23 protein-coding genes are annotated in these 24296 nt (G+C 63.0%); 10 read left to right on the top strand and 13 right to left on the bottom strand.

All coding sequences use genetic code 11. From position 1 onward, the window contains the following. Nucleotides 1–3: 3 nt before the first annotated feature. Nucleotides 4–2016 carry an anti-phage ZorAB system protein ZorA gene (zorA, locus tag CJD35_RS05140; RefSeq protein WP_095686836.1) on the bottom strand — a complete coding sequence of 671 codons (2013 nt, stop codon included), beginning with the start codon at nucleotides 2014–2016 and terminating at the stop codon, nucleotides 4–6. Between the two features lie 342 nt (nucleotides 2017–2358). Then, a complete protein-coding gene (locus CJD35_RS05145; protein WP_095686837.1) occupies nucleotides 2359–2628 on the bottom strand; it encodes a hypothetical protein in 270 nt (89 codons plus the stop codon). Nucleotides 2629–3151: 523 nt separating this feature from the next. Between CJD35_RS05145 and CJD35_RS05150 the strand changes: the two genes are divergently transcribed. The 4 genes from CJD35_RS05150 to CJD35_RS05165 all read left to right on the top strand — a co-directional run bounded on the left by CJD35_RS05150 (nucleotide 3152) and on the right by CJD35_RS05165 (nucleotide 7118). Continuing rightward, nucleotides 3152–4219, top strand: a complete 1068-nt coding sequence (locus tag CJD35_RS05150; RefSeq protein ID WP_095686838.1) for an ArdC family protein — start codon at nucleotides 3152–3154, stop codon at nucleotides 4217–4219. Then, a complete protein-coding gene (locus CJD35_RS05155) occupies nucleotides 4216–4632 on the top strand; it encodes a DUF2958 domain-containing protein (protein WP_095686839.1) in 417 nt (138 codons plus the stop codon). The genes CJD35_RS05150 and CJD35_RS05155 overlap by 4 nt, the downstream gene beginning before the upstream one ends. Nucleotides 4633–4715: 83 nt before the next feature. Continuing rightward, nucleotides 4716–6560, top strand: coding sequence for a ParB/RepB/Spo0J family partition protein (locus CJD35_RS05160; RefSeq protein WP_095686840.1), 1845 nt, complete (start codon nucleotides 4716–4718; stop codon nucleotides 6558–6560). A 114-nt stretch (nucleotides 6561–6674) separates the two neighbouring features. Beyond that, entirely contained in the window at nucleotides 6675–7118 is a 444-nt protein-coding gene (locus CJD35_RS05165; protein ID WP_095686841.1) for a hypothetical protein, read from the top strand. Nucleotides 7119–7182: 64 nt separating this feature from the next. Here the strand turns inward: CJD35_RS05165 and CJD35_RS05170 are convergent, their stop codons facing one another. Continuing rightward, the gene (locus CJD35_RS05170) at nucleotides 7183–7593 is read right to left on the bottom strand and encodes a thermonuclease family protein (protein WP_095686842.1); all 411 of its coding nucleotides are present in this window, start codon (nucleotides 7591–7593) and stop codon (nucleotides 7183–7185) included. Nucleotides 7594–8076: 483 nt separating this feature from the next. Between CJD35_RS05170 and CJD35_RS05175 the strand changes: the two genes are divergently transcribed. From CJD35_RS05175 to CJD35_RS05190, 4 genes are all read left to right on the top strand, one after another. After that, a complete protein-coding gene (locus tag CJD35_RS05175; protein WP_095686843.1) occupies nucleotides 8077–8397 on the top strand; it encodes a DUF736 domain-containing protein in 321 nt (106 codons plus the stop codon). Between the two features lie 167 nt (nucleotides 8398–8564). Beyond that, nucleotides 8565–8801 (top strand): helix-turn-helix transcriptional regulator, encoded by a 237-nt coding sequence (locus tag CJD35_RS05180; protein ID WP_095686844.1) that lies wholly within the window; start codon nucleotides 8565–8567, stop codon nucleotides 8799–8801. Continuing rightward, a complete protein-coding gene (locus tag CJD35_RS05185; RefSeq protein WP_095686845.1) occupies nucleotides 8794–9390 on the top strand; it encodes a S26 family signal peptidase in 597 nt (198 codons plus the stop codon). The genes CJD35_RS05180 and CJD35_RS05185 overlap by 8 nt, the downstream gene beginning before the upstream one ends. Further along, a complete protein-coding gene (locus CJD35_RS05190) occupies nucleotides 9378–10031 on the top strand; it encodes a lytic transglycosylase domain-containing protein (RefSeq protein ID WP_095686846.1) in 654 nt (217 codons plus the stop codon). The genes CJD35_RS05185 and CJD35_RS05190 overlap by 13 nt, the downstream gene beginning before the upstream one ends. A gap of 13 nt (nucleotides 10032–10044) precedes the next feature. Here the strand turns inward: CJD35_RS05190 and CJD35_RS05195 are convergent, their stop codons facing one another. Next, nucleotides 10045–10374, bottom strand: a complete 330-nt coding sequence (locus CJD35_RS05195) for a hypothetical protein (protein ID WP_338057760.1) — start codon at nucleotides 10372–10374, stop codon at nucleotides 10045–10047. A gap of 342 nt (nucleotides 10375–10716) precedes the next feature. On the opposite strand from CJD35_RS05195, the gene CJD35_RS05200 reads away from it, so the two are divergent. Next, entirely contained in the window at nucleotides 10717–11088 is a 372-nt protein-coding gene (locus CJD35_RS05200) for a hypothetical protein (RefSeq protein WP_095686848.1), read from the top strand. 159 nt (nucleotides 11089–11247) lie between these two features. Then, entirely contained in the window at nucleotides 11248–13422 is a 2175-nt protein-coding gene (rlxS, locus tag CJD35_RS05205; RefSeq protein WP_449325386.1) for a relaxase/mobilization nuclease RlxS, read from the top strand. A 93-nt stretch (nucleotides 13423–13515) separates the two neighbouring features. On the opposite strand, the gene CJD35_RS05210 is transcribed toward rlxS, so the two are convergent. From CJD35_RS05210 to CJD35_RS05245, 9 genes are read right to left on the bottom strand one after another with little or no spacing between them, the layout of a single operon-like run. After that, nucleotides 13516–14241, bottom strand: a complete 726-nt coding sequence (locus tag CJD35_RS05210) for a M48 family metallopeptidase (protein ID WP_167383135.1) — start codon at nucleotides 14239–14241, stop codon at nucleotides 13516–13518. Beyond that, nucleotides 14238–17516, bottom strand: coding sequence for a type I restriction endonuclease subunit R (locus CJD35_RS05215; protein ID WP_095686850.1), 3279 nt, complete (start codon nucleotides 17514–17516; stop codon nucleotides 14238–14240). The genes CJD35_RS05210 and CJD35_RS05215 overlap by 4 nt, the downstream gene beginning before the upstream one ends. Beyond that, nucleotides 17516–19384 (bottom strand): DUF6119 family protein, encoded by a 1869-nt coding sequence (locus CJD35_RS05220; RefSeq protein ID WP_095686851.1) that lies wholly within the window; start codon nucleotides 19382–19384, stop codon nucleotides 17516–17518. The genes CJD35_RS05215 and CJD35_RS05220 overlap by 1 nt, the downstream gene beginning before the upstream one ends. Further along, the gene (locus CJD35_RS05225; protein ID WP_095686852.1) at nucleotides 19381–19719 is read right to left on the bottom strand and encodes a hypothetical protein; all 339 of its coding nucleotides are present in this window, start codon (nucleotides 19717–19719) and stop codon (nucleotides 19381–19383) included. The genes CJD35_RS05220 and CJD35_RS05225 overlap by 4 nt, the downstream gene beginning before the upstream one ends. Then, a complete protein-coding gene (locus CJD35_RS22860) occupies nucleotides 19719–20378 on the bottom strand; it encodes a restriction endonuclease subunit S (RefSeq protein ID WP_216628948.1) in 660 nt (219 codons plus the stop codon). Before CJD35_RS22860 ends, CJD35_RS05225 begins: the two co-directional genes overlap by 1 nt. A 32-nt stretch (nucleotides 20379–20410) precedes the next feature. Continuing rightward, complete coding sequence (locus CJD35_RS22865; protein WP_216628949.1) at nucleotides 20411–20920, bottom strand: restriction endonuclease subunit S; 510 nt, start codon at nucleotides 20918–20920, stop codon at nucleotides 20411–20413. After that, nucleotides 20917–21951, bottom strand: coding sequence for a virulence RhuM family protein (locus CJD35_RS05235; RefSeq protein ID WP_095686853.1), 1035 nt, complete (start codon nucleotides 21949–21951; stop codon nucleotides 20917–20919). Before CJD35_RS05235 ends, CJD35_RS22865 begins: the two co-directional genes overlap by 4 nt. Further along, on the bottom strand, nucleotides 21951–23495 hold the full coding sequence (locus CJD35_RS05240; RefSeq protein ID WP_095686854.1) for a type I restriction-modification system subunit M: 1545 nt from the start codon (nucleotides 23493–23495) through the stop codon (nucleotides 21951–21953). Before CJD35_RS05240 ends, CJD35_RS05235 begins: the two co-directional genes overlap by 1 nt. Beyond that, the gene (locus CJD35_RS05245) at nucleotides 23492–24115 is read right to left on the bottom strand and encodes a restriction endonuclease subunit S (RefSeq protein ID WP_095686855.1); all 624 of its coding nucleotides are present in this window, start codon (nucleotides 24113–24115) and stop codon (nucleotides 23492–23494) included. Before CJD35_RS05245 ends, CJD35_RS05240 begins: the two co-directional genes overlap by 4 nt. Nucleotides 24116–24296 lie beyond the last annotated feature (181 nt).

The raw sequence follows: 24296 nt of genomic DNA on the forward strand, positions 1-24296 counted from the left end.
CGCTTACTCCTGCGCCTGCATCTTGCCGAGCAGGTCTTCGATCTGGTCGGCAAGCTCGGTCAGCGGCTCGAGTGCCGCCGAGAGCTTGTCGACGGCGCCGGCCAAGGCGTTGTCGATCCGGCCGACCTGCTCGTTGAGATGCGCGGCATGGTCGCCCGACGCGCTCCTGATCTGGTCGAGCGCTGCCGCGAGCGCCGTGTCGACGGCTTCGAAGCGGTCGCGATAGCTCGTCCATGCACGATTGGCGGCTTCGCTGGTCTCACCGAGCTTTTCGGCAATGCCGGCAACGGCGCGGTGTTGCTCGCTTGCCGCATCGCTCTGCCGGGTCATGGCCTCCTGAACCCTGGCGACCGCCGTGCCGATCGCCTCGGTCGCGTTGCGGATCGGCGTAGCGGCGCCTTGGAGGTCATTGGCTGCGCGGTTCAACGTGCCCGCAACCCCCTCGGCGGCGCGGCCTGCCTCGACAAGCTTGCCAGCGTGCGATTCCGAGGCTTGCGCTGATCGTTCGATTCCGGCGGCGAGCGCTTCCATGCGTCCTGCGGTTGTCCGCAATGTTTCGACAAGTCCCCCGCTCGCCTCTTCGAAGCGTGCACCGAAGGAAGCGAACGCGCTGGCGATCGCCTTCGCGCTTTCTTCACTGGCTTTGGCGACAGCCGCATCGACCGCCTCGCTCATGCCGGTCGCGGCACGCCCGGTCGCGGCCTCGAGCGCATCGGCGGCGCGTCCGAGCACCTCGGCATTGCGGGTCGCAGCGGCGTCGGCACCAGCCGTCAGCCGCCCGCCGATATCGGCGATTTCGCCGCGCATCTGATCGAAGGCAGCCTGAATGCCCGAGGTCGCGCGGCTGAACTGCTCAACCGCCTCGCTGCTGGCGGTCTGCGCGGTCTCGGTCAGCCGCGCTCCGGTCGCATCGATGCGGGTGTGGAGGGCGTCGAACATCGTGGTCATCTTGTCCGAAGCGGTCGCGAAATCGCGGGCGGCCTGGGCGATCTGGTCGTTCGCGGCCTGGCCCGATCCCTCGATCTGCTCATGGATCGTCGCCAGCCGCGTCGTCATGTCGGTGAGTGCGGTGCCGAGCTGCGCCATCTCGGCACCCGCATTCCGGCTCAACGCATCGCCCAGCTCCTTGCCGATCTGATTGAAGCTGCCACTTTTGAAATCGTCGATGCTTGTTTGAATTCCCCCAAGCACCTGCACCATCGGCTGCATCTGGCGCTCCAGATTCTCGCCGATGGCGATTGCCAGTTCATGGCTGAAGCTCTTGAGCGCGGTCGTCTGCTCCTTGGTCTCGCGCAGCTGTTCGGCGGCGATCCGCTGCGGTGGCGAGAACAAGGTGCCGCGGTCGATCGCATCGACGATGCATTCAAGCTCGCGCTGGCTGGCAGCGTGCCAGCGCCGATCGAACACGCGCAGCAGGATAGACGCCAGGACGCCAGCGATCGACGTCCAGAACTTGACCGACGTGATCGTCAGCAAATTGATCAGTGCCGGCGTCATGTTCGCCGATCCATTGGCCGCGCTCAGCGCTGTTACTGTGGTCGTCAACGCCGCAACGATGCCGAGAAACGTGAAAGTGAGCCCGATCGCGACGAAGATGTTCGCCCACCAGGCGAGAATCCGCGTGTCGTCGCCAAGATGGAGGAAATAGCCGTCCGCTCGCACGGTCGCGCGCATCGGCACTTCGGTTTCATCGAGGATCGTTTCGCGAAACTGGCTCCATGCCAACCGGATCTCGGCAGCGCCTCGATCGACAGCCACCATCGCTGCATCGATCTCGTAGAACCGCTCGGCGAAGACACGCTGCGCCGCGTCGTTGTCATCCGCTGCAAGCACGGGAGCAAGTATGTCGACGCGTTGCTTCAGCGCCGCTTTCAACGGTCGGTGGAAACGGATATTATTGCGGCCAATAATCAGCGCGCAGGACAGAAGTATTACCAGCGATATCCACAGCGCCGCCGATGGATTCCCAAAGACGAGTACGACCAGCCCGTTGATCGGGTTGACATGCGATTCCATTGATCCCCCAATTTTCGCTCGATGAATGACTGTGTATCGAGGCTACACCGTTCACGCACGTGAAATGCCAAGGGAAATTGCAAGACGCCAGTTGTTCTTGTCGATCGAAGCTGGCGTGCAGCCACGCCAGGGCGGCCCACGGCGCTGTTATAACGCCGCCCGCGATAGCTCCGGCTCAGGATGTTGAGCGTTCAACTTTTGGCGGCCGCCTCGTTGTCGGAACAACGGTCGACAACAGGATGCGTAGCTGCCCGGCCGGTTGAGTGTTGCGAATGGGTTCCCGCGCGGGCGGACGTTCACGCCATTTTATCAGAACGACGTGTCTTGGTCGGGCGTTGGCCGCTAGCGGCTCGGGAAGGGAATTACTGTGGCGCTGTCCAGAAAGCAGGCCATGCCTTCCTGCGCGACCGCCTGTCGGAATGCGTCCAGAGCGGCCGCGTCCGTAGCGAACTGATCATCCCACACCGTCGAAGTGCCACTGGAGTTGACCACTTCAAGCGACCAGTCGGGTTCGTCCTCGAGCCGGACGATATTGACCTCCACGGTGACACCGTCCTGTGTGACGGTGCCGGAGAGTCCGGAAACGACAAGATTGGGATCACGATCGGCCATGGGCATAATCTATGGTGCCGAGGTGGTCGTGTAAATCGCGCTCTGCCGGCAAAAAAGAGGGAGTGATCCGGATGGCACCTCGCGCCTGACGGCGCGACCGCGCTCTATGGCTCGGCGACGTCAAAGGCTTTCCGTCGTCTTCGCCACCAAGCCCCGGATTTCACCGGGTCTCGTCCTGACGGTAACGATCGGCTGGCGCTGGCGGACGGGCGACGCCCGTCCTTGACGCGGTCGCCGCACTGGTGCGCGGCGGCGCTGTCGGTGGCCTCTCCCGGTCAAGCGCGGGTGGGCGGCGCTCCCTGCTAGGCCCGCCCGCGTCGCCGGCAAGCCGGCCCTCGGCTGCGCTCGGGACCGGCTCCTCCACATTCGTTCCGGCCCTGCGCCACCCCATCGCTGGCGCGACGGGGACCCCGGCTTGGGTGCAGGCGCCGCTCGCGGCGGGCCTTTCCGGTCGCATCTTGCCGCCCACCCCCGCTTTTCGGGGAGGCCATGGTGGTTTTCGGGCGGTTTGAGGAGGTGAACGATGCGTTCTTCCAGTGGCCATCGCGTGTCCGGCAAGGGTCGGAAACCCCAAGCGAACAAGGGCGGAAGCGCCGTCCCCGCCAAGGCGCGGACGGAACGCGAAGGGACCGAGGTATCCCGAACGAACCTCTATGACGAGGTGACGGCGCGGATCATCGGCGAGCTCGAGGCGGGCCGTTTCCCGTGGGTCCAGCCTTGGGGCCAGCCCGATGCGGGCGGCGGCGCGATCGGTCCCGGCCTGCCGCGCAATGCGCTGACCGCGCGGCGCTATTCGGGCGTCAATGTCCTGATCCTGTGGGGCGCGGTCATCGAGCATGGCTATCCCTCGCAGGGCTGGCTGACCTTCAAACAGGCGCTGGAGGCGGGCGGCTGCGTCCGCAAGGGCGAACGCGGCACCACCGTCGTATATGCCGACCGCTTCACCCCCGAGACAGAGAAGGCGCGCGCTGTGGAAACCGGCCGCGACGCCAAGACCATTCCATTCCTGAAACGCTTTACCGTGTTCAACGTCGCGCAATGCGAGGGGCTGCGCCCCGGCCTCGCGCCCGATCCGGTTCCCTTGCCCGAGCGCGAGATCGTGCCGGTCGCCGAGGAAGTGATCGCGGCGAGCGGCATAGACTTCCGCGTCGGCGGCAGCCGCGCCTTCTATGTCCCGGCTGAGGATTATGTGCAGGTGCCACCGCAACCGGCCTTCTTCGAGCAGATCAACTATTACCGGACCTGCCTGCACGAACTTTGTCACGGCAGCGGCCACAAGTCGCGGCTGAACCGCAACCTCGCGGGCAGCTTCGGATCGAAGGACTATGCCCGCGAGGAACTGATAGCCGAAATGGGATCGGCCTTCCTCTGCGCCGCGCTCGGTATCGTCCCAACCGTCCGTCACGCCGATTATCTGGCAAGCTGGTTGGACGTCCTGCGCGAGGACAATCGCGCGATCTTCCGCGCGGCGAGTGCCGCCAGCAAGGCCGCCGACTGGCTGCTGGCACGGCACGCCGCCGCGCAAGCCGAGGCAGCCCAAGGCGACACTGGCGAACGCCTAGCCTCGCAGGACGGGAGACTCGCGGCATGATCTTGCTCACCCCCGAGCTTCACGCCGCGTTGCGCGCCAACGCCGACCGCTCCGCGACACGCGATTACGATCCCGTGCCGGTCGTCAAATTCTTCAATCCGCTGGGCGCGGCGACATGGCTGGCGTCTGAGCTAGAAGACGATGGCGACACGCTGTTCGGGCTGGCGGACCTTGGCTTCGGCTGTCCCGAACTCGGCTGTTTCAGCCTGTCCGAACTGGCAAGCCTTCGCTTGCCGTTCGGTTTGGGGATCGAACGCGACATCGGCTTTTCGACGACCGCAAGCCTGTCGGTCTGGGCCGACACCGCGCGCCGCGCCGGTTCGATCATCCAAGCCCAATCCCTCATCTGGCGCATCGAGGCCGCGCCGGTCCCCGAGATTCCGACCGATCCTAAGCAAGGGAACGACGGATGACGCGCGGCGCGTAACGCCGCTTTGTAAGCCGGTCCGCCCACCCGGAAAGAGCGACGGACCGGCACTCACAAGGAGTGCTAGCCATGAAACTCGATTTTATCCCGCTCGACAAGCTGGTCGTGAGCAAGGCCAATATGCGCTATGCGAAGAAGGCTCCCTATGTCTCCGACATCCTGCCAACCGTGCGGTCGCGCGGCGTCATCCAGCCGGTCATAGTGCGCCCGAACTGCGCGCCCGATGGCTATGAAATCGTCGCCGGACGCCGCCGCTTCCATGCCGCCAAGATCGTGGCCGAGGAGCGGCTTGCGGCGGGCGATCCGACGCCCGAACCCATGCCGTGCGCGATCCTCGACGAGGGCGACGATGCCGCCGCCATCGAAGCCTCGATGATCGAGAACATGGCGCGGCTCGACCCCGACGAGGTGACGCAATGGGAGAATTTCACGCGTCTCGTCCGCGAGGGCCGCAAGGTCGAGGACATCGCCGCGACCTTCGGCCTGCCCGACCTCACGGTCAGGCGGGTGCTGGCGCTCGGCAACCTGCTCCCCGCGATCCGCGACCTCTACCGCAAGGAAGAGATCGACGCCGCGACCGTGCGTCATCTGACAATGGCGTCCAAGAGCCAGCAGAAGGCATGGCTGGCGCTCGCCGACGATCCCGACAGCTATGTCCCGACCGGCCATCAATTGAAGGCGTGGCTGTTCGGCGGGCAGTCGATCCCGGCGCGCCATGCGCTGTTTGACATCGAGGCGAGCGGGCTTGCGACCGTCGCCGACCTGTTCGGCGAGGACCGCTATGTCGCCGATGCCGATGCCTTCTGGACCGCGCAGAACGAGGCAATCGAAACGAAACGCGCGGCCTATGTCGAAGAGGGTTGGGCCGACGCGATCATCGTGCCGCCGTCCGATCATTTCTCGACATGGGAATATGAGAAGGCGGGAAAGCGCAAGGGCGGGCGCGTCTATCTCGACGTGCGTAGCTCCGGCGAGGTGATCGTCCACGAAGGCTATGTCAGCCGCAAGGAGGCCGCGCGCCTCGCCAAGGCCGAAGCGAGCGGCGGGATCGGGGCCGGACAAAAGCCCGCCCGGCCCGAAGTGACGAGCACGATGCAGACCTATATCGACCTGCATCGCCATGCCGCCGTCCGCGCCGCCTTGACCGGCCATCCGGCCATCGCGCTACGGATGATGGTCGCCCATGCCATCGGCGGTTCGCACCTTTGGACCGTCAAGGCCGAGCCGCAATCCACCCGCAACGAGGACATCCGCGACAGCCTCGACAACAGCAAGGCCGAGGCCGATTTCGACGAGCGCCGCCGCGCGGTGCTGGCGATGCTCGGCTTCTCGCCCGAGGAACCGACCGTGACCGGCGGAAACGGCGACGACTATGGCGTCGTCGGCATCTTCCAGCGGTTGCTCGACCTGCCCGATACGGTCGTCATGGAGGTGATCGCCATCGTCATGGGCGAAACCTTGGCGTCGGGCAGCGCCGCCGTCGAGGCCGTGGGCATCGAGATCGGCGTCGATATGGCGCGCTGCTGGCAGGCCGACGACGCCTTTTTCGAGCTGATCCGCGACCGCGAAGTGCTGACCCGGATCGTCGCCGAGGTGGCGGGCGAAACCGTTGCCAGCGCCAATGCCGGCGAAAAGACCAAGACCCTGAAACGCATCGTGCGCGATCATCTCGACGGCACAAACGGGCGCGACCGGCGCGAGAATTGGGTGCCGCGCTGGATGGCGTTCCCGCCCGCCGCCTATACGGCGCGCGGCGGCGTCGGCACCGTCGCGGCCCATGCCAAGGCGCAGGCCGCGCGCGAGATCGAGCGGCGCAGCCCGAGCGACGACGAGCCCGATCCGAGCGCGCCGGGTGCGGTTACGGCCCTGCCGGACCCTGACGACGAGGCCGGAGCCGACCGGCTCGCCGCCTGATCCCGTGCGGGCGGCGGGGTGCGAAACCCCGTCGCCCGCCTCTTTCCACACCCCGAAATTTCGGCCGCGTGGCCTCCGCCGTCCGGCGTCGGCCACGCGGGAAAGGAGACCATCATGGCCGACCGCGTATCCGCAAGCATCACCATCGGCGGCACCCTGTCGCGCTCCCTGCTGCCCGACCTCGCCGCCCTGATCGAGGCCGAGGGTCTATCGACCGAATGGGACGGCGAACCGTTCACGCCCGCGCAGTTCCCCGACAACGCGCCGCTCGAACTCATGGCGCACGAAGTGGCCTGGGGCCGCTTCGAGGCCCTCGAACACTGGTGCGTCGAACATGGCCTGGCCTTCACCCGCTGGTCGGGCGCCTATCCGGGCCAATGGGGCGCCGAGCGCGCCGTGTTCACCGGCGCGGGCGAGGTGCAATGCTATGCCGCCGACGAGGACGACTATCTGCTGATCGGCCGCTGCACCGCCGAACGCCTCGGCAGCTACGCGGCGATCCTCGCCCATTTCGCGGCGGGGGATTTCGCGGTGCCGCCGCTGTCGCTGACGTCCTGAAAATCGGCCGCGCCCCGGCCGCTGACGCGGGCCGGGGCGCGGTCTTTTCCATCCTTCGCCATCTTCATTGGCGCGCGCGGACGCACCAGTCGGGTTTGCGCTGCCAGCGCGGCCACCAGCGCGCGACCCCGGTTGCCACCAGTTCCGACCCGACGTCACGACCGGCCAACATCACCCGCGCAACCGTGCGGTTATAGCTGCGCCCGACCCGCAGGATCGTGACGGTCCGGCCGTCGAACAGCGTCCGGGCACGCGCGGTCGCGGCCTTGCCGAGCGCGATCTCGGCCCGGCATCGGGCCTGTCCTGGCTGCGTTTCGGGGGCGTCGATCCCGGCGATGCGGATGCGCTCGCCACTCTCAAGCCGGAAGGTATCGCCGTCGATCATGTAAGCGACGCGACCCTGATCGGGCGGCGCGGCGGCGATCAGCAGGAGGGCGGCGCAGGTGGCCGGCAGGCGGAAAGCGATGGTCGACATGGCGTCCGTTTCTATCGCTCTTCACACCGAACCTGAATCCCAGTCCTGTCGTCATCGGCCCGGCCGGCAGCTCCGTCGGCCGGGTCGCGGTGCGGGTTCTGGCGGCCGATCCGACGGTGCGGGTGCGCGTCCGCGCTGCTTCATCCGGTTCTTCGCGGGGGAATGCATCGGCGGCATGGTCGTCGTGATGCCTTGCGTCCCCACGCCGTTCCCGGCTCCTCGGGCGCATGACCTGGGACGGCCGCGAACCCTCGAAACCATCGCCCTGCGGCTTATTTCCCCGCCCGCGCCCACCCCACGCGGCGCGCCGCGTGGGGACCCCGAGCTTGCGGTCTCCTCGCGGCCGCTTCGCTTTCAAATAAGCCTTCGGCTCCGGTCCTCCGCTGCCGCTTCGGCCTTGCGGTTCGCGGGTCCGCTTTGACCGTCCCTCCGGTCCGCCCATCGCCCGGAAACGGTCCGGGGCGACTTTTCAGGAGACGAACAATGCCCGCCATCGGTTATGTTACCCGCGAAGGAAATGGCTTCAAGGGACAGCTCAGGACGCTCTCGATCCGCACCGACATCGAGATCGTGCCCAACACCCGCAAGTCCGGCGACACCCAGCCCGACTATCGCGTGTCGGCGGCCGGCGTCGAGGTCGGGGCCGGATGGGTCCGGCGCGGCGAAATGAGCGGCAAGGACTATGTGTCGCTGTCGCTCGCCGCCCCCGAATTCGGGCCGCGCCGGCTCTACGCCAATCTCGGCCGCGCCGCCGGGCAGGACGACGACGACGCCTTCGCGATCATCTGGAACCCCGCCGACTGAGCAGACCGCCCCGCGCCCCGACCGGGCGCGGGGCATTCGCCGCCGGCTCACCAGGAGGGGGGTCGGAAGCGCATGGGTCGATTTGCGACCCTGCCCAAGACAGCCCGATCGATCCAATCCGCGCCTTGCGGCCACGCACGGTGCGGCGGCGCAGATGGACCGATCCGATGGACGACACCGCGACAGATATGGGCGCCCGCGCGCAGGCCGCGCGAGAGACCTGTCCCTTCCTCACTGCCAAGCAGGCGGCCTTTCATCTCGGCCTTGCCTATTCGACGCTGAAGCGCCTGCGCCAGACCGGCAAGGGGCCGAAATGCCGCCTGCATGGCCGCACCTGGCGCTATCATATCGATGACATCGAGGCCTGGTCGGCGGCGCGCACGCGCGGAGGCGATCATGGCTGAGCCTCCCCCGAAGGATCGTCCGCTGCCGCTATTCGCCTGGTTCGAAGCCCGCCGCGCGGAACGCGAACGCACCGCCCGCGCGCGCCTCCGGCTGGGCCGCTACGCCGCCCTGATCGGCACCGGCATTGCCGGCCTGGGTCTCACAGTCGCATGGCCGCCGCTGCCCCGGTTGATCTGGAACGCGAGCGCCAGCGCGCCGATCGGCCTCTATGCCGTGTCGCCCGGCATCACGCCCGCGCGCGGCGACATGGTGATCGCCCGGCTGCCGGCCGAAGCGCGCGAACTCGCCGCGCGTCGCCGCTATTTGCCGCGTAACGTGCCGCTGGTGAAGCGCGTTGCCGCCGTGGCCGGCGACACGATCTGCGCGGCCGGTCGCACTGTGACGGTGAACGGAAAGGCGGTGGCCGAACGGCGCGGCGCCGATGCGGCGGGCCGTTCGTTGCCCACCTGGCAGGGCTGCGTCCGGCTGGCTCGGGGCATGGTCTTCCTGCTCATGGCCGAGGCCCCGGACTCGTTCGACGGGCGTTATTTCGGACCGACACGGGCGCGCGACGTCATCGGCAAGGCGACCCCGCTGTGGCTGCGCTGAAGGGGCTTGCGCTCGCCGCCGCGCTGCTGGCCGCGACGCCTGCCGGTGCCGCACCTTCGGAGTCCGATCCTGTGTCGCGCTGGCGCGCCGAGATCGCTGAGGCTTCGGCCCGGTTCGGGGTGCCCGTGGCCTGGATCGAGCGTGTGATGCGCGCGGAGAGCGGCGGCCAGACCATGCTGCGCGGGCGGCCGATCACCAGCCGCGCGGGCGCGATGGGGCTGATGCAGTTGATGCCGGCAACCTGGGCGGCGATGCGCGCGACGCTCGGCCTCGGCCGCGATCCGCATGTCCCGCGCGACAATATCCTGGCCGGCACGGCCTATCTGCGCGCCATGTATGACCGCTTCGGCTATCCCGGCCTGTTCGCCGCCTACAATGCCGGTCCCGGCCGCTATGCCGCCTATCTCGCCTCGGGCCGCACGCTCCCGGGCGAGACGCGCGTCTATCTCGCTACGGTAACGAGTACAGTGACGGGCACGCCCTCCGGACCGTTGCCGTCGCTTCCGCAACGGCTGCCACCGACCTTGTTCGTGACGCTTCGGGGCGGCGGCGCCCCCGTTGATCCATCGCCGTCGCGCGCGGGTACTCAAGCATCCGGCCGCCTGTTCGTGTCACTGTCGTCCGATCGTCCCGGTCGATAGACGATCCGCCCGCTCAGTGCGGCCGCGTTCCCAGGAATGCCTCGGTGCGGCTCTGGGCTTCTGCGGCAATGATCGCCTCTTCTGCATGCGCGCATTCGTCGCCGCGCACCGTGCCCGCGCGGCAACCTGCGACGATTTCGCGCGCCTGATCGAGATTGACGGCGAAATATTGGGTGGCGCGTGGAGCTGCGATAACCCCGGCAGCCGGTCCGATGACGGGGCGCACCATGAAACCAGCCGCAAAGCCGATGGCGAGCGCGACCAGTATTATGACGATGGACCTGCCCTGTTTCATGGCCGCGAAACTCTGGCTGATGACGAGCCGTACTCTATCAAATTCCACGATATTTCAAAGCGAAGTCACCGTCGGATCGGACGAATGGAAGCGGCGGTGCGCCCATTTACCGGCGGTTCGACTGCGGTGAGGTGGGAGGGGCTCGTCTCGGCAAGGCCCAGTATGACGGGCGGCGAAGCGGCTGTGCAAGGCCGGCGGCCCCTCCAATTTTGCTGCGATCCGGAGGCTGCTGCGCAGCCAAGTCTTTTGTTTTCGGCGCAACAAAATCGGTTCCTCCTCCGCCGCTGGCGCGGCGCTCCGGCTGCGCCTCCGCGGCCCTGACAGCCGCTCCGCCACCCGTCCCCGGAGGTCTGTCCTCGATGAGGAGGACTTCAAGCTCAGGAGTCTAACATGACCATGTTTCAACCTATCGGCATCGTATCGGCCAAAGACACGGATCACGTGATGGCAACACTCGTGGCGGGGCTCGAAATCGAATTCGGACAGGGTGCGGGCGAGGCGCTCGCGCAGCGATTTCTCGAGGCCGAGGAGAGCGATTTCCTGTGGGATGCGCGTGTGTTGGAGCGCTGGCTCGGGACCTATGAGAGCGCCGATGAGGAAGATTTCGAGCTCGATCGGGTGGCGATCATGGGGCGTCTGGATGGCCGTTGGTTTGTCGCGGTGAGCATCGTCGATGGCGACGGAAACGCGCATGGATTGATGGGGCGACGCCATTTCCGGAGCGAACGCAAGGCCCGTGAAGCCTTCGCTATGACGCATTGATCGGCCGCATCGAATGCCGGGACAAGGGTGCCGGACAGGCATCCGCGTCCCGGCTTCCTTTGTGCCTCGGCTCGGGTGACCTGGGCGGGCAGCGGGATGAGGAAAAACGGGCGGCGGGAGAGGGTCAGGCGGGAGGACGGCGTAAGGCAAGATAAAGCTATGGCACTGCCGTTCCATAAGCCTTTGTCTGCACGTCGTTTTTTGGGGTTTTCCTCGGCACTGCTTTTTGGCGACCAGTGCCGTTGGGCGGCAGACTGGCGGAGTTTCGCCCTGTTCGATGGCACCGGTTTTCATCTGTTCCGGCGCGCGTCATGCTCACTCTTCCACGCCTCCGGAAACCGGAAAATGGCCGACGACGACAGTTTCGAGCCGCGCCTCGGGCGCCAGCGCAGCCAGGGCGGCAAGCGAGCCCGGCGCTATCTCGGCCGCGTGCTCGCGGCTGCCAATCTTGCACGGAGCGGCGCGGCGGGAGGGAAGCTTGCCAAGGGCAGCTTCACCGGCAGCCGAAGCGGTCGCGGCGCGGGTGTCGGCCGCGTGCTCGCCAGCCGCGGCGGCCATAGTGCCGCGAGCCGGCGCCGCGTCATCGTCAAGGCGAGCATCGTGAAGCTCGCCGGCAAGGGTGCGTCGGCCGCCACCGCGCACCTGCGCTATCTCCAGCGCGACGGCACAACGCGCGATGGAACACGGGGCGCACTCTATGGCCGCGACGCCGATGCCATCGACGGCAAGGCGTTCGGCGAGCGGGCCGCAGGTGATCGCCACCAGTTCCGCTTCATCGTGAGCTGCGAGGACGGCGATCAGTATGACGACCTCAAGCCCCTGACCCGGCGGCTGATGAACCGGCTCGAAGAGGATCTCGGGACCAGGCTCGACTGGGTCGCGGTCGACCACTTCAACACCGGCCATCCGCACACCCATATCGTCGTGCGCGGCAAGGACGAGCGCGGCGCCGATCTGATCATCGCCCGCGACTATATGACGACCGGCATCCGCGAGCGCGCCGCCGAACTGGTCGACCTCGACCTTGGGCCGCGTACCAGCCGAGAAATCCAGCAGGGCCTGCGCGCCGAGGTGGAACACGAGCGGCTGACCTCGATCGACCGGGCCTTGCTCAAGGGCGCGGACGCCGACCGGGTGGTGGCGAACCACGCCCGCGATGCCTTCGACCAGACGCTGCGCGCCGGCCGGCTGGCGAAGCTGGCCCGCCTGGGCCTCGCCGAACCGCTCGGCGCCGGCCGCTTCCGGCTCGCGCCCGACCTCGCCGACACGCTGCGGGCTTTGGGCGAGCGCGGCGACATCATCCGCACGATGCAGCGCGAATTTTCCCGCGCCGCGATCCTGCGGGCGCCGGCCGACCAGGCGATCTACGATCCCGCCGCGCCCGATATGCGTCCGCTCGTCGGTCGGGTGCTGGCGCGCGGCCTGGCCGACGAACATGCCGATCGCCATTATCTGATCGTCGATGGCCTCGACGGCCGTAGTCATTATGTCGGGATCGGCCGGGGCGCGGAAACCGATGCGGTTCTGTCCCATGGCTCCATTGTGCGGATCGAACCGATCCGGCCCGAGGTGCGGGAAGTCGATCGCACCATCGCCCGTGTCGCCGCCGCCAATGACGGTTGCTACGACGTGGATGCCCATCTGCGCTACGATCCGACCGCGACCGAAGCCTTCGCCGAAACCCATGTCCGTCGGCTCGAAGCGATGCGGCGGATAGCGGGCATCGTCGAGCGCGAGCCGTCGGGTCGCTGGATCGTCACGCCCGATCATCTCGAGCGGGTGGCGGCCTATGAGGCAGCGCGGCTGCGCGACCGTCCGGTTGCGATCACCATGCTGTCGACACAGCCGCTCGATCGGCTGGTCGGGGCGGACGCCGCGACCTGGATCGACCGCGAGCTGGTGTCGGGGGCGCCCGAGCCGGTCCGCGACGCCGGCTTCGGGCATGAACTGCGCGACGCCCAAGCGCGCCGGCGGCAGTGGCTGGTGGCGCGGGGATTTGCCGAGGAGACGGGCAGCGGCACGACGTTTCCGAGCGGCATGATCACAGCGCTCCAGCGGCGCGAACTGCTGCGGGTCGCGGGACAGATCTCCGAGGAGCTCCAGGTGCCGTTCCGGGAAGCGGCCGAAGGCGCCCGGGTAGAAGGCATCTATCGCCGATCCGTCGATCTCGTCAGTGGGCGTTTCGCGTTGATCGAACGGAGCAGGGATTTCACGCTCGTGCCGTGGCGCCCGGTGCTGGAGAAGCAGGTTGGGAAATCGGTCTCGGGATGGATGCGCGGCGACGGCATCAGCTGGTCGGTCGGCAGGGGACGGAACGGGCCGGGGATTTCGTGATCGTATGAAGGTTGCAAGCGTGCGCGATATTGGGTGAAGGCCGCTTAAAAGCAGTTGTCCAAAGGCTCGGGATGCGATCCGAACCTTTGCCCATCACTCATTTCCCGCCAAGATTAACTCGGCAAGCGAGTCTAGCTCCCTTTTAGCACTCTGCCAGTCAAGCATGTGCTTAGTAAGCAAATCGAAAAATCGTTTGCTGTGGTTATGTTCGATCAGGTGGCAGAGTTCGTGTAAAATAACATATTCGATGCAGTGACGTGGCGCCCTTATGAGTGCAGGATTCAGGTAGATAACCCCTTCGGGGGAGCAGCTTCCCCATTGCGTTCTCATACGCATAAGTTTGAAGGGTGGCGGGGTGCTAGTCCAACTCAATCTCTCCGAGATTTCGTCGACCTTCTTGCTCAAATATTCGGTGGCCCGATCACTATACCACGCATTCAGCCTGCGTCTTACGGCGGCTCGATCCGCCACTGGCAGCGAAACTTCGAGTTTGCCTCGCAAGAGTTTGACTTCCGAGCGCTGCGATTTGCTTTCATGGATAATGAGCTTGTGCCGCCGGCCAAGATAGAAGTGGGTTTCGCCGCTTATATATTCGCGCGGTAGCGCCCTTCGTCGCGCGGCGATGGCTGCGTTGCGATGCTGGAAAATCCATCTTGCACGTCGCTGAGCCGCTGCCCTGATGTGATCTACTTCCTTATCTTCGGGAGCTTCAATTTCCACATCACCGTTGGGGTAGACGTGGATGCGGATACGGCCCGTGACGGCAGCGGTTTGTCGAACGAGACACGACACTTCGTGATCGCCGTATCGAACAATCATGCCTTCGCGCCATTACCACGAGCAAGGCCGACGCGGGTGACCTCGACAATCTTGTCGGTGATGACTTTGGCCTTCTCCAAGCCGGTCAAGCCGAAGAGACGCGGCAATAAGGCTTTACGGATGGCCGCTTCAATGTTTGCTGGATTCAGCGAGTTTTCCGCTATGGCGTTCTCGACAAACTTCTCCATATCCAGTGCTGCGTGGATGAACTCCTCTTGTTCAACCGCTTCAGCGACCACATCCCCCATCTCCAGCCGGATAATCCCGAAATAGGCGCTGGCGTGGCGGTGACCTTCGAGGCCTTTGGGCAGATCGTCGACGGTCTTGGCAGCCAGCTTTTCCTCCAAGTCTTTGAACAGAACATACTGTTTGTAGGGGTGATCGAACAGCGCGGACGCTTCCGCAATGGCGCGCCTGAGAAGGTCGGAAAAAAATAGCTGCGCATAGGGATCGTCAGCCAATTCCTGCTCAATCGTTTTGCGCACTCTGGATCGGATGATATCGGTTTCGTTGCGGGTTTTCTCAGGAGACCAGGTTTCGGCGGTCGGTTGATTCCCAAGCTCGTTGACGATCAGAACGCCGCCCACGTTCTCCACGTCCTCACCCACAACATAGCGATCGACCAGCCTCCTGATCTGGTCTTCGTAGGCACTGTAATCGACGGCTTCCTGTGCGTCCTGCTTCACGATCTTGCGAAGGTTGGTAAAGAACTTAAGGTCGCGCTTGTATTCCGCAATTTGCACCTCGGAGATCGATGTGTCTTCGAAGAAGGAACGCGACCCCAGAGCGATCTTCAAACACATGCCGTAGGCTGTCAGCGCCTCGTAGAAATCCTCCCTGATCTTCTGGTTCAGGTCGATAGGTGATCCGCCCTCGCTCTCGCGAGTCTGTGGCACCAGCAGCTGCCGATACTGCTCGATATCGGCCCTGTTCTTGACCGGCCTGAAAATCGCCCAGAGCTCGGCGTGTAGGCTTGGCAATCGCTTATACTCGGTGCTGACATCGGCGTAGAGTTGGTCGATGTCGTCGAGATCGAAGCCGCCCTGAGTGCGTTCAGCGAGGTCCTGATATTCCGTGAGCGCGGTATCCAGCGCCTTCAGAATGCCCCGATAGTCGATGAGCAAACCGTACTTCTTTTGCTCATGCAGCCGGTTCACGCGGGCGATGGCCTGGATCAGATTGTGCTGTTCGAGCTTCTTGTCGATATAGAGGACAGCGTTGCGCGGTTCATCAAATCCAGTGAGCAACTTGTCGACCACGATCAGGATGTCGGGTCGGCCCTCGGTCGAGAAATCCTCGATAACTTGGCGCTCGTAATCCTCGGGCTCGCCACGCACGTTTTCCTTCCACCATTGCAGCACCTCGGGCAGCTCTGCCTCATCAACTTCCGAATGGCCTTCGCGGGTATCAGGAGGCGAAATGATGATGGCGCTGCTGACCAGACCGGTTGCATCCAGCGCCTTCTTGTAACGGATAGCTGACCGCTTTGAATCGGTAGCCAACTGTCCCTTCAGGCCGAGATCATAATCCTTGAAGTTTTCCTTGAAATGGGTCGCGATATCGAGTGCGATCAGATTGATCCGGTCGCCAGAGCCATAGACCGCGCCCTTGGTCCCGAACTTCTTCTTGAGATCGCCCCTTTGCTCCTCGGAAAGGCCCGCGGTTACCTTCTCGAACCAGTTGTCGATCGCGCGCTCGTTCACGTCGAGGATCGGTTTCCGTTCCTCGTAGAGCAGCGGCGTCACCGTGCCGTCCGACACGGCGTCCTTCATCGTGTAGGCGTGAACGATCCGCCCGAATTTGTTGGCCGTCTTGTCGTCCTTCAGCAGCGGCGTGCCGGTGAACGCAACATAGGCGGCGTTTGGCAGCGCCTTGCGCATCCGCTCGTGGTTCTCGCCGCCTTGGCTACGGTGGCCTTCATCGACCAGCACGATCATGTCAGCGCTGTTGTTGCGGCATTCTGCGTGGCGCGCGGCGCTGCCGAACTTGTTGATGATCGTGAAGATGATCCGCTCAGTTCCTTTGCCGATGCGCTTGGCCAGGTCGCGGCCCGATTGGGCCTTGGCCTTGCCTGCATCCTTGGCGCCAACGTCCGAGCCGAAGGCCCCGCCGGTCAGGAAGTTGCCCGCTAGTTGCTTTTCCAGATCACGCCGGTCGGTCACGACCACCAGACGGCAGGTCTTCAGCTTCTCGTGCAGCAGCAGCGCCTTGCACAGCATCACCATCGTGAAGCTCTTGCCCGAACCGGTGGTGTGCCAAATCACCCCGCCTTCGCGTGCGCCATCGGGCTTGACCCGGCTGATCTGGTCAAGCAGCGCGCGGATGCCGAAAAATTGCTGATGTCGGGCGACGATCTTGTCCGCCTTGCGGTCGAACAGGACGTAAGAGCGGACGAATTCCAGCAGACGGTCAGGCGTGCAGAGGCCGATCAGCGGTCGGTCTTGTGCGGTGACGGCCTGCTTGTCGCTCCACAGGCGCCGAAAGTGGTCACGCACTTCACGCACATGGTTCTTCAGGATCGTCGCGCGCGGATCGATTTCCTGTACGGGGTTCTTGATCTGGCGGAAATGGTCCTCGGAAAACTCCTCTTCGCGCCATTGCGCCCAGAACTTGCGCGGGGTCTTGGTGGTGCCATAGCGTCCATCAGTCATGCCGATGGAGAGCAGCAAATGGGCATAGGCGAACAGGTGCGGGATTTCCTCCTGCCCCTGATTGCGGATCGTTTGGCTGATCCCTTCGTCGACCATCGACTTGTTGGGATTGCCACTGTCGGGCCGCTTGGCTTCGATCACCAGCAGCGGGATGCCGTTGACGAAGCCGACGATATCAGGCCGCCGCGTGTGGGTGCCCGGTACGGCGAGCACCTCCATCTCATCACTGACAACAAAGCTGTTTGCCAGCGGGTGCGCCCAGTCGATGATCGGCACGGTGACGCTGTGCTTCTTTCCGTCGACGAACTCGGTGACCGTAACGCCCAGCGTGATGGCATTGTAGAGCTTCTCGTTGGCTGTGATCAGCCCTTCATTGAGTGCGGGCGATGTCAACTCGCGGACGATCTGGTCGATCGCGTTGGTCGAGAGCGGGTAGGTCCGTCCTTTGTAGTCGAAGGTCCGCCGCCGTAGCTGCTCGACCAATTCATCGCGCAGCACTACTCCTTGGTTGCCTCCTCGCGCAGCAAGACAACCTTCGGGCGACAGATAATCCCAGCCCAGTGAAACCAGCGTTGCGAGGGCTGGGATATGGGAACTGTATAGCTCGGCGGTATTAGGTGTCATTATGCGGCCAACTCGTATGGCCAGCCAAAATGTGTTGTGAGGCTGCCATCATCGGCAACTTTTACGACCATACGATAGCGGGTCCCGGCCGCACTTTCCTTAACCGCCTTCGGACACCTCTTGATGGGCACGACCGTGTCCAAGCCCTGACCGGGCAATGCGCGTACCACATGACCATTGGCATCGTCCTGCACTTCGACAAGGAACTGCGTATGCTTGGAATGGCCTCCTTTCGCTGGGCTTTCATCGGGAATGAAGGCCAACGCGCACGGCACGCGCATCACGTCAAGGCGTTGCATGCTCCGCATGAGGCTGATTTTGGAAAAGAGTGGAAGATTATCGGAAATGCCGGCAGGGTCTTTGTGAGAGATTATCCCAAATACTACCCTAAAATCGAAATTCTCGAATGGCGCCAGGTAGGTTGCTTGGTCGTTCCCGCCCAGCCGGTCGACTACCAGCTGTCGCATTTTTGTTCGGGAAGTCTCTTCCAGCTCGATCAGCTCAATCGAGTTCACACCTTGATTGAACAGGTGGCTGAGATGGGAAGAACGCGTCGAGATCTTGATGTGATACAATGATGCACGGTGTCCGCACCTAGCATTGCCATCGGCCTGTACGCTGTAGAGATCGCAGGGCTCGATATTCGTGCTTCCAGCCGGGCTGATGTCTGTTTGGTCGAGGCAAATGAAGCGCCCCTGCCAGCCCGGAACTGCGGCGTTGTAGTTGCCTTCGCTGTAAACGGCTTTGCCATCCTTCACGCCATCGTGATTATATGCGCACAAATCCGTAGGTTCGCACTTTTCATCGAGGTACGCTTTCAGCCTTGCGACGAAGCTCATTTCGGCCCTGTACCAATCCCCTTCGTTTAGGTGGTACAGGACTGACTCGCCCTGTGGCTCGGCATCAAAGATCAGGCTGCGAAACACGCCGTACGACCTACCTGGCGCCCCCTCCACGTCGGTCAGAATCATTCGATAGGATTTGAGCTGGTCGATTGTCAGGGCGTTCAGATCGAAACCATCTCCGAGATAGTCGTAAAATGCTTCCATCGAGATGTCGGGGTAGACTTCGCTTGTTCCTCCCGGACCTTGGAATATGCAGCAGGTGTTGTCCCGATAGTCGACTATATCGGGAATCGTTAGCGTGGTGCTACCATCTCGGGACTGAACAGATTCGAGAACTAGTTGATTGAGGCGGTTCACCTCTGCAGGATCGCGAACCGGCACAATGTTCTGGATGTTGGGGAACGTCTCCTTGTAATCCTCGCTGTCGTAGAGGGCGAGCAGACGCTCACAGCGCGCGGCAAGCTCGCCCGGATCAATTTTCATGCTGATTTTCAGGCTTGCTGAGCCGGTCGCGTTGCTGAACAGGTCCTTGTATTCAGCCTTCACCTTGCCAGTCAGGCTCTTGATGATCTCGCTGTTCCCGTCGAAATCAAGATAGGTCAGCTCGGTTGAGACCGGAACCTGAGTCCGCCTGCGGCGGGCAGGGCCAGGTTCGATCATATCTGCGCTCTTCAGTTCCTTGGGGTCGACACTGTTCAATGTCACGATGAGGCCGAAGTCGTATTCGTACGCCTCGTCCTTCATGTGATGCAGTACATGGCCGAATGTCAGGGCGAAGCATCGATCGCCAACGGGCAGGAAGAGGATGGCGCCTTTGAACTGCTGCCAAAGCTCTTCCTGTATGCCGAAATAGCTACGCCACCACGGACGCTTGGGCTCCGCGTCTAGAATGAACAGCGTTCCGTCGTCGGGTAGAGCAGTTGCTCCACCTGCCGGTTGAAGGTCGTGATCGTCGGTCAGCGTGTTCGCAGCGTTGAAATCGGGCTTCAGCAGGTAGATGGAAAAGGGGCGAGATTTGCTCATTGGGCTTGTCTCCTCAATTCGACGACCGCCAGGAACAGACTGAAAAGCTGCTCCGCCAAGCGCTCGGCCTTTTGCCAGGACATGCGTTGGGCGGTGGCGGTGAATGCATCGTCCCACTGTGTTGGGGGCGGGACGGAAGTGAGTTCCCGAAACAAGTGGTCGAGCGAGGACGCGAGGTCGTCGGGCAGTTCGTGCATCTTCGGGCTGCGGATCGGCAGAAGATACTGCTTGCCAGCGCGCGCGAGGCGTTCTGGGCGGGTGCCCTTGCCGGTCGCCATGATCTCCATCGCGCCCAGCAGCTTTTCATAGGCATAGCCATAGGGCGCGATTGCCATCAGGCCACCTCGCTTTCCGGGAGTTTGACCCGCCGTTTGCCGGTGAGCAGTTGCTGCATCAGCGCGGCCTTTTCCTGGCGGAGGGCGGTGAGTTGGGCTTGGTAGGCCTGCTCTTCGGCCTCTGCCGCGTTGATGACTTTCGCGATGGCGGCTTGCTCGCCCGGCTGCGGGATGTGGAGCGAGGTCTCGAAGAACTCTACGACGCTCACATTGAGCAAGCCATGGTTGCGCGCGCCTTCCTGCGCGATTGCGGCGATCTCGCGGTTGAAGAGGCCTGCTTCGAAATAGTGCCGGAAGAAATCGTGGTCGAAGCCACGCCTGGTCAGGCGGAAGCAGATATAGAGGCTGGAGACGATGCCGCTGTCGTAGCGGTCGAGCGGCTTGATCGCTCCCATCGGATAGCCATCGGAATAGCTCTTGTTGTAGGCGAAATCACCGCGCTGGAGCAGCGTGTAACCTCGGACGTCATCACTCGCGACGGACTTGTTGAAGTACTCGACTTGGCTGATGAGGCCATGCTGCGCTGAAATCGTGAGCACGTTCGTGTTGCCTTCGGCATTCTTGGTTCTGACCCGCCCAAAAATGTCCGCAAAGTCAGCCCATTCCCACGGCTCTGAGAAGTCTGGCAAGCGCCGATGGCCGCTGAGCAGCTGCTGCATCAGCGCCTGCTTCTGCGCGCGGGCATTGGCGATCAGCGCCTCGACCGTCTCGATGGCACGGTCCCATGTTGCCAGAGTATTGGCGATGTAGCGCTGCTCGCAGAGGGGGGGAGCAAGACGCTATGCTGATCAATGTCCGACTTTTTGACGTGAACGAGCGTTGCCTTGAAGCCATGAGCCTTGGCTTCAATCCGGTCGGTCACATGTCGTAAGGCAACGTATAGCCAATCCTTATCAACGCCTTTAGTGGGGAAGACCTTGAAGATATGCTGGTTGAGTACCCCGGTAGGACCATTCCAGATCGTCGGGCCGAAAGATGCTCCTTTGGTGCCAGCCCATGCAAACAGGATTTGGCCGGGTGGCACCAACCACTTCTGCTCGGGCATGCCCGCAAAATAGTTGAAGTTTTGGCTTCCGTTTAGATTCTGGATGCGAATGATCGGATATCCGCTTTCGGACCAATCGGGCGGACGAAATCCGTGTCCATTCTGCAATTTGCAAATGTCGGAAACTGTCGCGACTTGCCAGCCTGCAGGAATCATTTCGCGCCACCCTTGCCCTTGGCGGGCTTGCCAGCTGCGAGCGTTTTCACCTTGGCGGTGGCCTCGATGAAATGCTGCTCGACCGCGCTCGGCGCATTGATCGCGCGGTTGTGCCAGCGGTCGTATTCGCTATCCACATGGCGCTGCGCCTGTTTGGCGGAAACCCGGCCCGCACCATCAAGCAACGGGTGATCGCCCAGCTTCAGGAAGTCGTCCAGCTTAGCGATCCAGTCGGCCATGTGCATCGGCTTGCGGTTCTTCGCCATCGCCTCGGCAAATTCCAGGAAGGCGACGGTGATGCGGTTCAGCGTCTCCATCTCCTCATCCTGCAGATAGTTCTTGGCGATCTGCGCGTCCTGCTTGGTCGGCAGGCGGCCCTGTTTTTCGCCGGGCCAGCTGGTCAGCCCCATCATTGGCTTGGCGGCATCGGCGCGGGCCAGCTTGGTTTCCGCCGCCGTCTGCCCATGGGCGGCGTGGTGCATCTTGTTCTGCACCATCTGGAAAAACTGCTGGCTCGTTTCCGCCTTCGGATCATAGTCCACGGCAGTGGCGTAGATATCCAGCACCTTTTTGTAGAACAGCTTTTCCGACGCACGGATGTCGCGGATGCGGGCGAGCAGCTCTTCGAAATAGTCGTTGTCCGGCTCCTTCAGCCGGTCGTCGTCCATGACGAAGCCCTTGACCAGATATTCGCTCAGTGCCTCCGACGCCCAGCGCCGGAATTGCATTCCCCGCAGCGACCGCACGCGGAAGCCCACGGCGAGGATCATTTGCAGGTTGTAGAGCAAAATCTGGCGGGAAACCTTGCGTTTCCCCTCGGTTTGAACTGTCAAGTTTTCTTTGACAGTTGCCGCTTCCTCCAGCTCGCCCTCTTCCAGAATGTTCCGGACGTGGAGGCTGATGCTCTGCTTGGTGGTCTGAAACAGCTCCGCCATTTCGGCCTGGCTCAGCCAGACGCTGCCGTCGCTCGCCTGAAGGCGGATGACGGTGACACCATCTTCCGTCTGGTACTGGATGATCTCGCCAGCCATCAGTAGCCAAGCTCCTTGAGGTAGCCGTCCATCTTGTCTTCCAATGCGGCAAGCTCGGCCTTGAGCTTCAACCGCTCGGCGCGGACGGCAACCAGGTCGATCTCCTCCTCTTCCTCGAAGGTGTCGACGTAGCGCGGGATGTTGAGGTTGTAGTCGTTTTCGGCCAGTTCCGCGGGCGTTGCGAGATAGGCGTATTTGTCGACGCTCTCGCGCTTGCGATAGGTTTCGACAATCTTCGCGAGATGGTTCGCATCAAGCTGGTTCTGGTTCTTGCCCGCCTTAAATTCGCGGCTAGCGTCGATGAACAGCACCTTGTCGTCCGTCTTCGTCTTGCGGAAGATCAGGACGCATGCCGGAATGCCGGTGCCGTAAAACAGTTTCTCCGGCAGCCCGATCACCGCTTCAAGCAGGTTTTCCTCAATCAGCTTCTGCCGGATCGTGCCTTCGCTCGATCCACGGAACAGCACGCCATGCGGGGCGACCACCGCCATGCGTCCGGTCTTCGGCTTCATCGTCTCGATCATGTGGAGGATGAAGGCGTAATCACCCTTGGTCTTGGGCGGCAGGCCGCGACGGAAGCGCCCAAACCTGTCATTCTCCGCCGTATCGACGCCCCACTTGTCGAGGCTGAAGGGTGGATTGGCGACGACCACGTCAAAGTGCTTCAGCCGGTCCCTGCTTGGTTCGAGCATATTATTTGTACGGCGAGGATCCACTTCGAGCAGCTTGGGGTTGCGGATGGTGTCGCCCCATTCGATGCGGTGGTTGTCCTCGCCGTGGAGGAACATGTTCATCTTGGCGAGCGCCCAGGTGCTGCCGATCGATTCCTGTCCGAAGAGCGCATACCGCTTCGATCCGCCGAACTTGGCCTGCACGCGGCGACCGCACTTCATCAGAAGCGAGCCGGAACCGCAGGTGGGGTCGCAGGCCTCCTCGCCCTCGACCATGTCCATGATCTCGGCCATCAGCTCGGAGACTTCCGGCGGCGTGTAGAATTCGCCCGCCTTGCGGCCTGCATCGGCAGCGAAGTTCTTGATCAGGAATTCGTAGGCATTCCCGATCACGTCCAGGTTGCCAATGCGCGATGGACGCATGTTCAGCTCGGGACGCGAGAAGTCTTCCAGAAGATGACGCAGGATGTCGTTCTTCTGCTTCTCCTCACCCAGCTTGTTGGAGTTGAAGCTGATATCCTGGAACACGTCGCGCAATTTGCCGACGTTAGCCTCTTCGATGGCGTGCAGCGCCTTGTCGATCCGCTCGCCGTTGCCCGGCTCGTGCCGAGCCTTGTAGAGCGTGGTGAAGTTGGCGGATTCGGGCAGAACGAACCGCTCGTTCGTCATCAGCTCCGCAATCAGCTCGGGCGTGTCGCCATACTGCTTCTTGTACTCGTCATAGTGGTCCTGCCACACGTCCGACAGGTACTTGAGAAACAGCATAGTAAGGACATAGTCCTTGTAGACGTCAGCCGATACCGTCCCGCGAAAGGTATCGCAAGCGGCCCACACAGCCTTGTTTACTTCGTCCTGTTTAATCTGGTCGTTCACGATGTTCTCTGCTCCGAGCGCTGAAAGGCAGGTGCAAGCAGCTGCCGGGCAATGGCCGCCATTTCGGTGGCTCTGTTGTCGATAAGTTGGGTGAGGATCGCACGTTCGCTACGCATTGCCGCATCCCAATCGACAATGTGCTGCTGCTGCGCCAGCGGTGGGATCGTGATCGGCAAGGTCTCAACCACCTCGCGTTTAAGGTTGAGGATGTAGGAGCCGGTCGCGCCCGCTGCGAAGTGGTCTTGCGCGGGCTTCTGCATCATCTGCCAAGCCAGGAATTGGGGCAGGATCGCGCTTGTCATAGCGCGAATGACGAAGAAATGCGGCGAGCAAACAACCTGCTCGTCGCGTTCCTCGATGCAATAGGGGAAGTTGCGTCCGCCGCGCGTGGACAGAATGATGTCTTCGGGCCGAAGAAATGCCTTTGTGGATGGGCGTGGCAGCTCGATGCGCGAAAGCCCATCCCAATCGATCCCAGTGTCAGGATCGGTATTGCGCATTTGTATAACGGCGACCTTGCCTTCCGGCAGTGCGTCGATCTTGCCGCGAAAAGGGTAGCCTGCAGAGATTGACGCGAAGCCACCCAAAACACCAGAATCATATGCATCAAAGCGCTTCATGCGTTAGATAATGATTTGGTCGGCAAAGTTTGTCAATCCATCCTGCATTAAGGCGATTGACGCATCAAAAACGTGGCGCGCGACCTAGCTTCGTTGATCGTGTGCAAACTCGGCGACGTTCCTGCGATACCATCGAACGGTCGGAATAGCGGCTTCTGGCCTTTGCATTCTGCAAGGAAGA

This window comes from Sphingobium xenophagum, assembly GCF_002288285.1.
GTDB classification, from domain to species: domain Bacteria; phylum Pseudomonadota; class Alphaproteobacteria; order Sphingomonadales; family Sphingomonadaceae; genus Sphingobium; species Sphingobium xenophagum.

Excerpts from the sequence above, each read along its gene's own strand:
- CJD35_RS05145 (WP_095686837.1), bottom strand. The coding sequence starts at position 2,628 with ATGGCCGATCGTGATCCCAATCTTGTCGTTTCCGGACTCTCCGGCACC.
- CJD35_RS05155 (WP_095686839.1), top strand. The coding sequence starts at position 4,216 with ATGATCTTGCTCACCCCCGAGCTTCACGCCGCGTTGCGCGCCAACGCC.
- CJD35_RS05180 (WP_095686844.1), top strand. The coding sequence starts at position 8,565 with ATGGACGACACCGCGACAGATATGGGCGCCCGCGCGCAGGCCGCGCGA.
- CJD35_RS05215 (WP_095686850.1), bottom strand. The coding sequence starts at position 17,516 with ATGACACCTAATACCGCCGAGCTATACAGTTCCCATATCCCAGCCCTC.
- CJD35_RS22860 (WP_216628948.1), bottom strand. The coding sequence starts at position 20,378 with ATGCAGCAGCTGCTCAGCGGCCATCGGCGCTTGCCAGACTTCTCAGAG.
- CJD35_RS05160 (WP_095686840.1), top strand. The coding sequence starts at position 4,716 with ATGAAACTCGATTTTATCCCGCTCGACAAGCTGGTCGTGAGCAAGGCC.
- rlxS (WP_449325386.1), top strand. The coding sequence starts at position 11,248 with ATGGCACTGCCGTTCCATAAGCCTTTGTCTGCACGTCGTTTTTTGGGG.
- zorA (WP_095686836.1), bottom strand. The coding sequence starts at position 2,016 with ATGGAATCGCATGTCAACCCGATCAACGGGCTGGTCGTACTCGTCTTT.
- CJD35_RS22865 (WP_216628949.1), bottom strand. The coding sequence starts at position 20,920 with ATGATTCCTGCAGGCTGGCAAGTCGCGACAGTTTCCGACATTTGCAAA.
- CJD35_RS05220 (WP_095686851.1), bottom strand. The coding sequence starts at position 19,384 with ATGAGCAAATCTCGCCCCTTTTCCATCTACCTGCTGAAGCCCGATTTC.
- CJD35_RS05200 (WP_095686848.1), top strand. The coding sequence starts at position 10,717 with ATGACCATGTTTCAACCTATCGGCATCGTATCGGCCAAAGACACGGAT.
- CJD35_RS05170 (WP_095686842.1), bottom strand. The coding sequence starts at position 7,593 with ATGTCGACCATCGCTTTCCGCCTGCCGGCCACCTGCGCCGCCCTCCTG.
- CJD35_RS05185 (WP_095686845.1), top strand. The coding sequence starts at position 8,794 with ATGGCTGAGCCTCCCCCGAAGGATCGTCCGCTGCCGCTATTCGCCTGG.
- CJD35_RS05210 (WP_167383135.1), bottom strand. The coding sequence starts at position 14,241 with ATGATTGTTCGATACGGCGATCACGAAGTGTCGTGTCTCGTTCGACAA.
- CJD35_RS05150 (WP_095686838.1), top strand. The coding sequence starts at position 3,152 with ATGCGTTCTTCCAGTGGCCATCGCGTGTCCGGCAAGGGTCGGAAACCC.
- CJD35_RS05175 (WP_095686843.1), top strand. The coding sequence starts at position 8,077 with ATGCCCGCCATCGGTTATGTTACCCGCGAAGGAAATGGCTTCAAGGGA.
- CJD35_RS05165 (WP_095686841.1), top strand. The coding sequence starts at position 6,675 with ATGGCCGACCGCGTATCCGCAAGCATCACCATCGGCGGCACCCTGTCG.
- CJD35_RS05245 (WP_095686855.1), bottom strand. The coding sequence starts at position 24,115 with ATGAAGCGCTTTGATGCATATGATTCTGGTGTTTTGGGTGGCTTCGCG.
- CJD35_RS05225 (WP_095686852.1), bottom strand. The coding sequence starts at position 19,719 with ATGGCAATCGCGCCCTATGGCTATGCCTATGAAAAGCTGCTGGGCGCG.
- CJD35_RS05235 (WP_095686853.1), bottom strand. The coding sequence starts at position 21,951 with ATGGCTGGCGAGATCATCCAGTACCAGACGGAAGATGGTGTCACCGTC.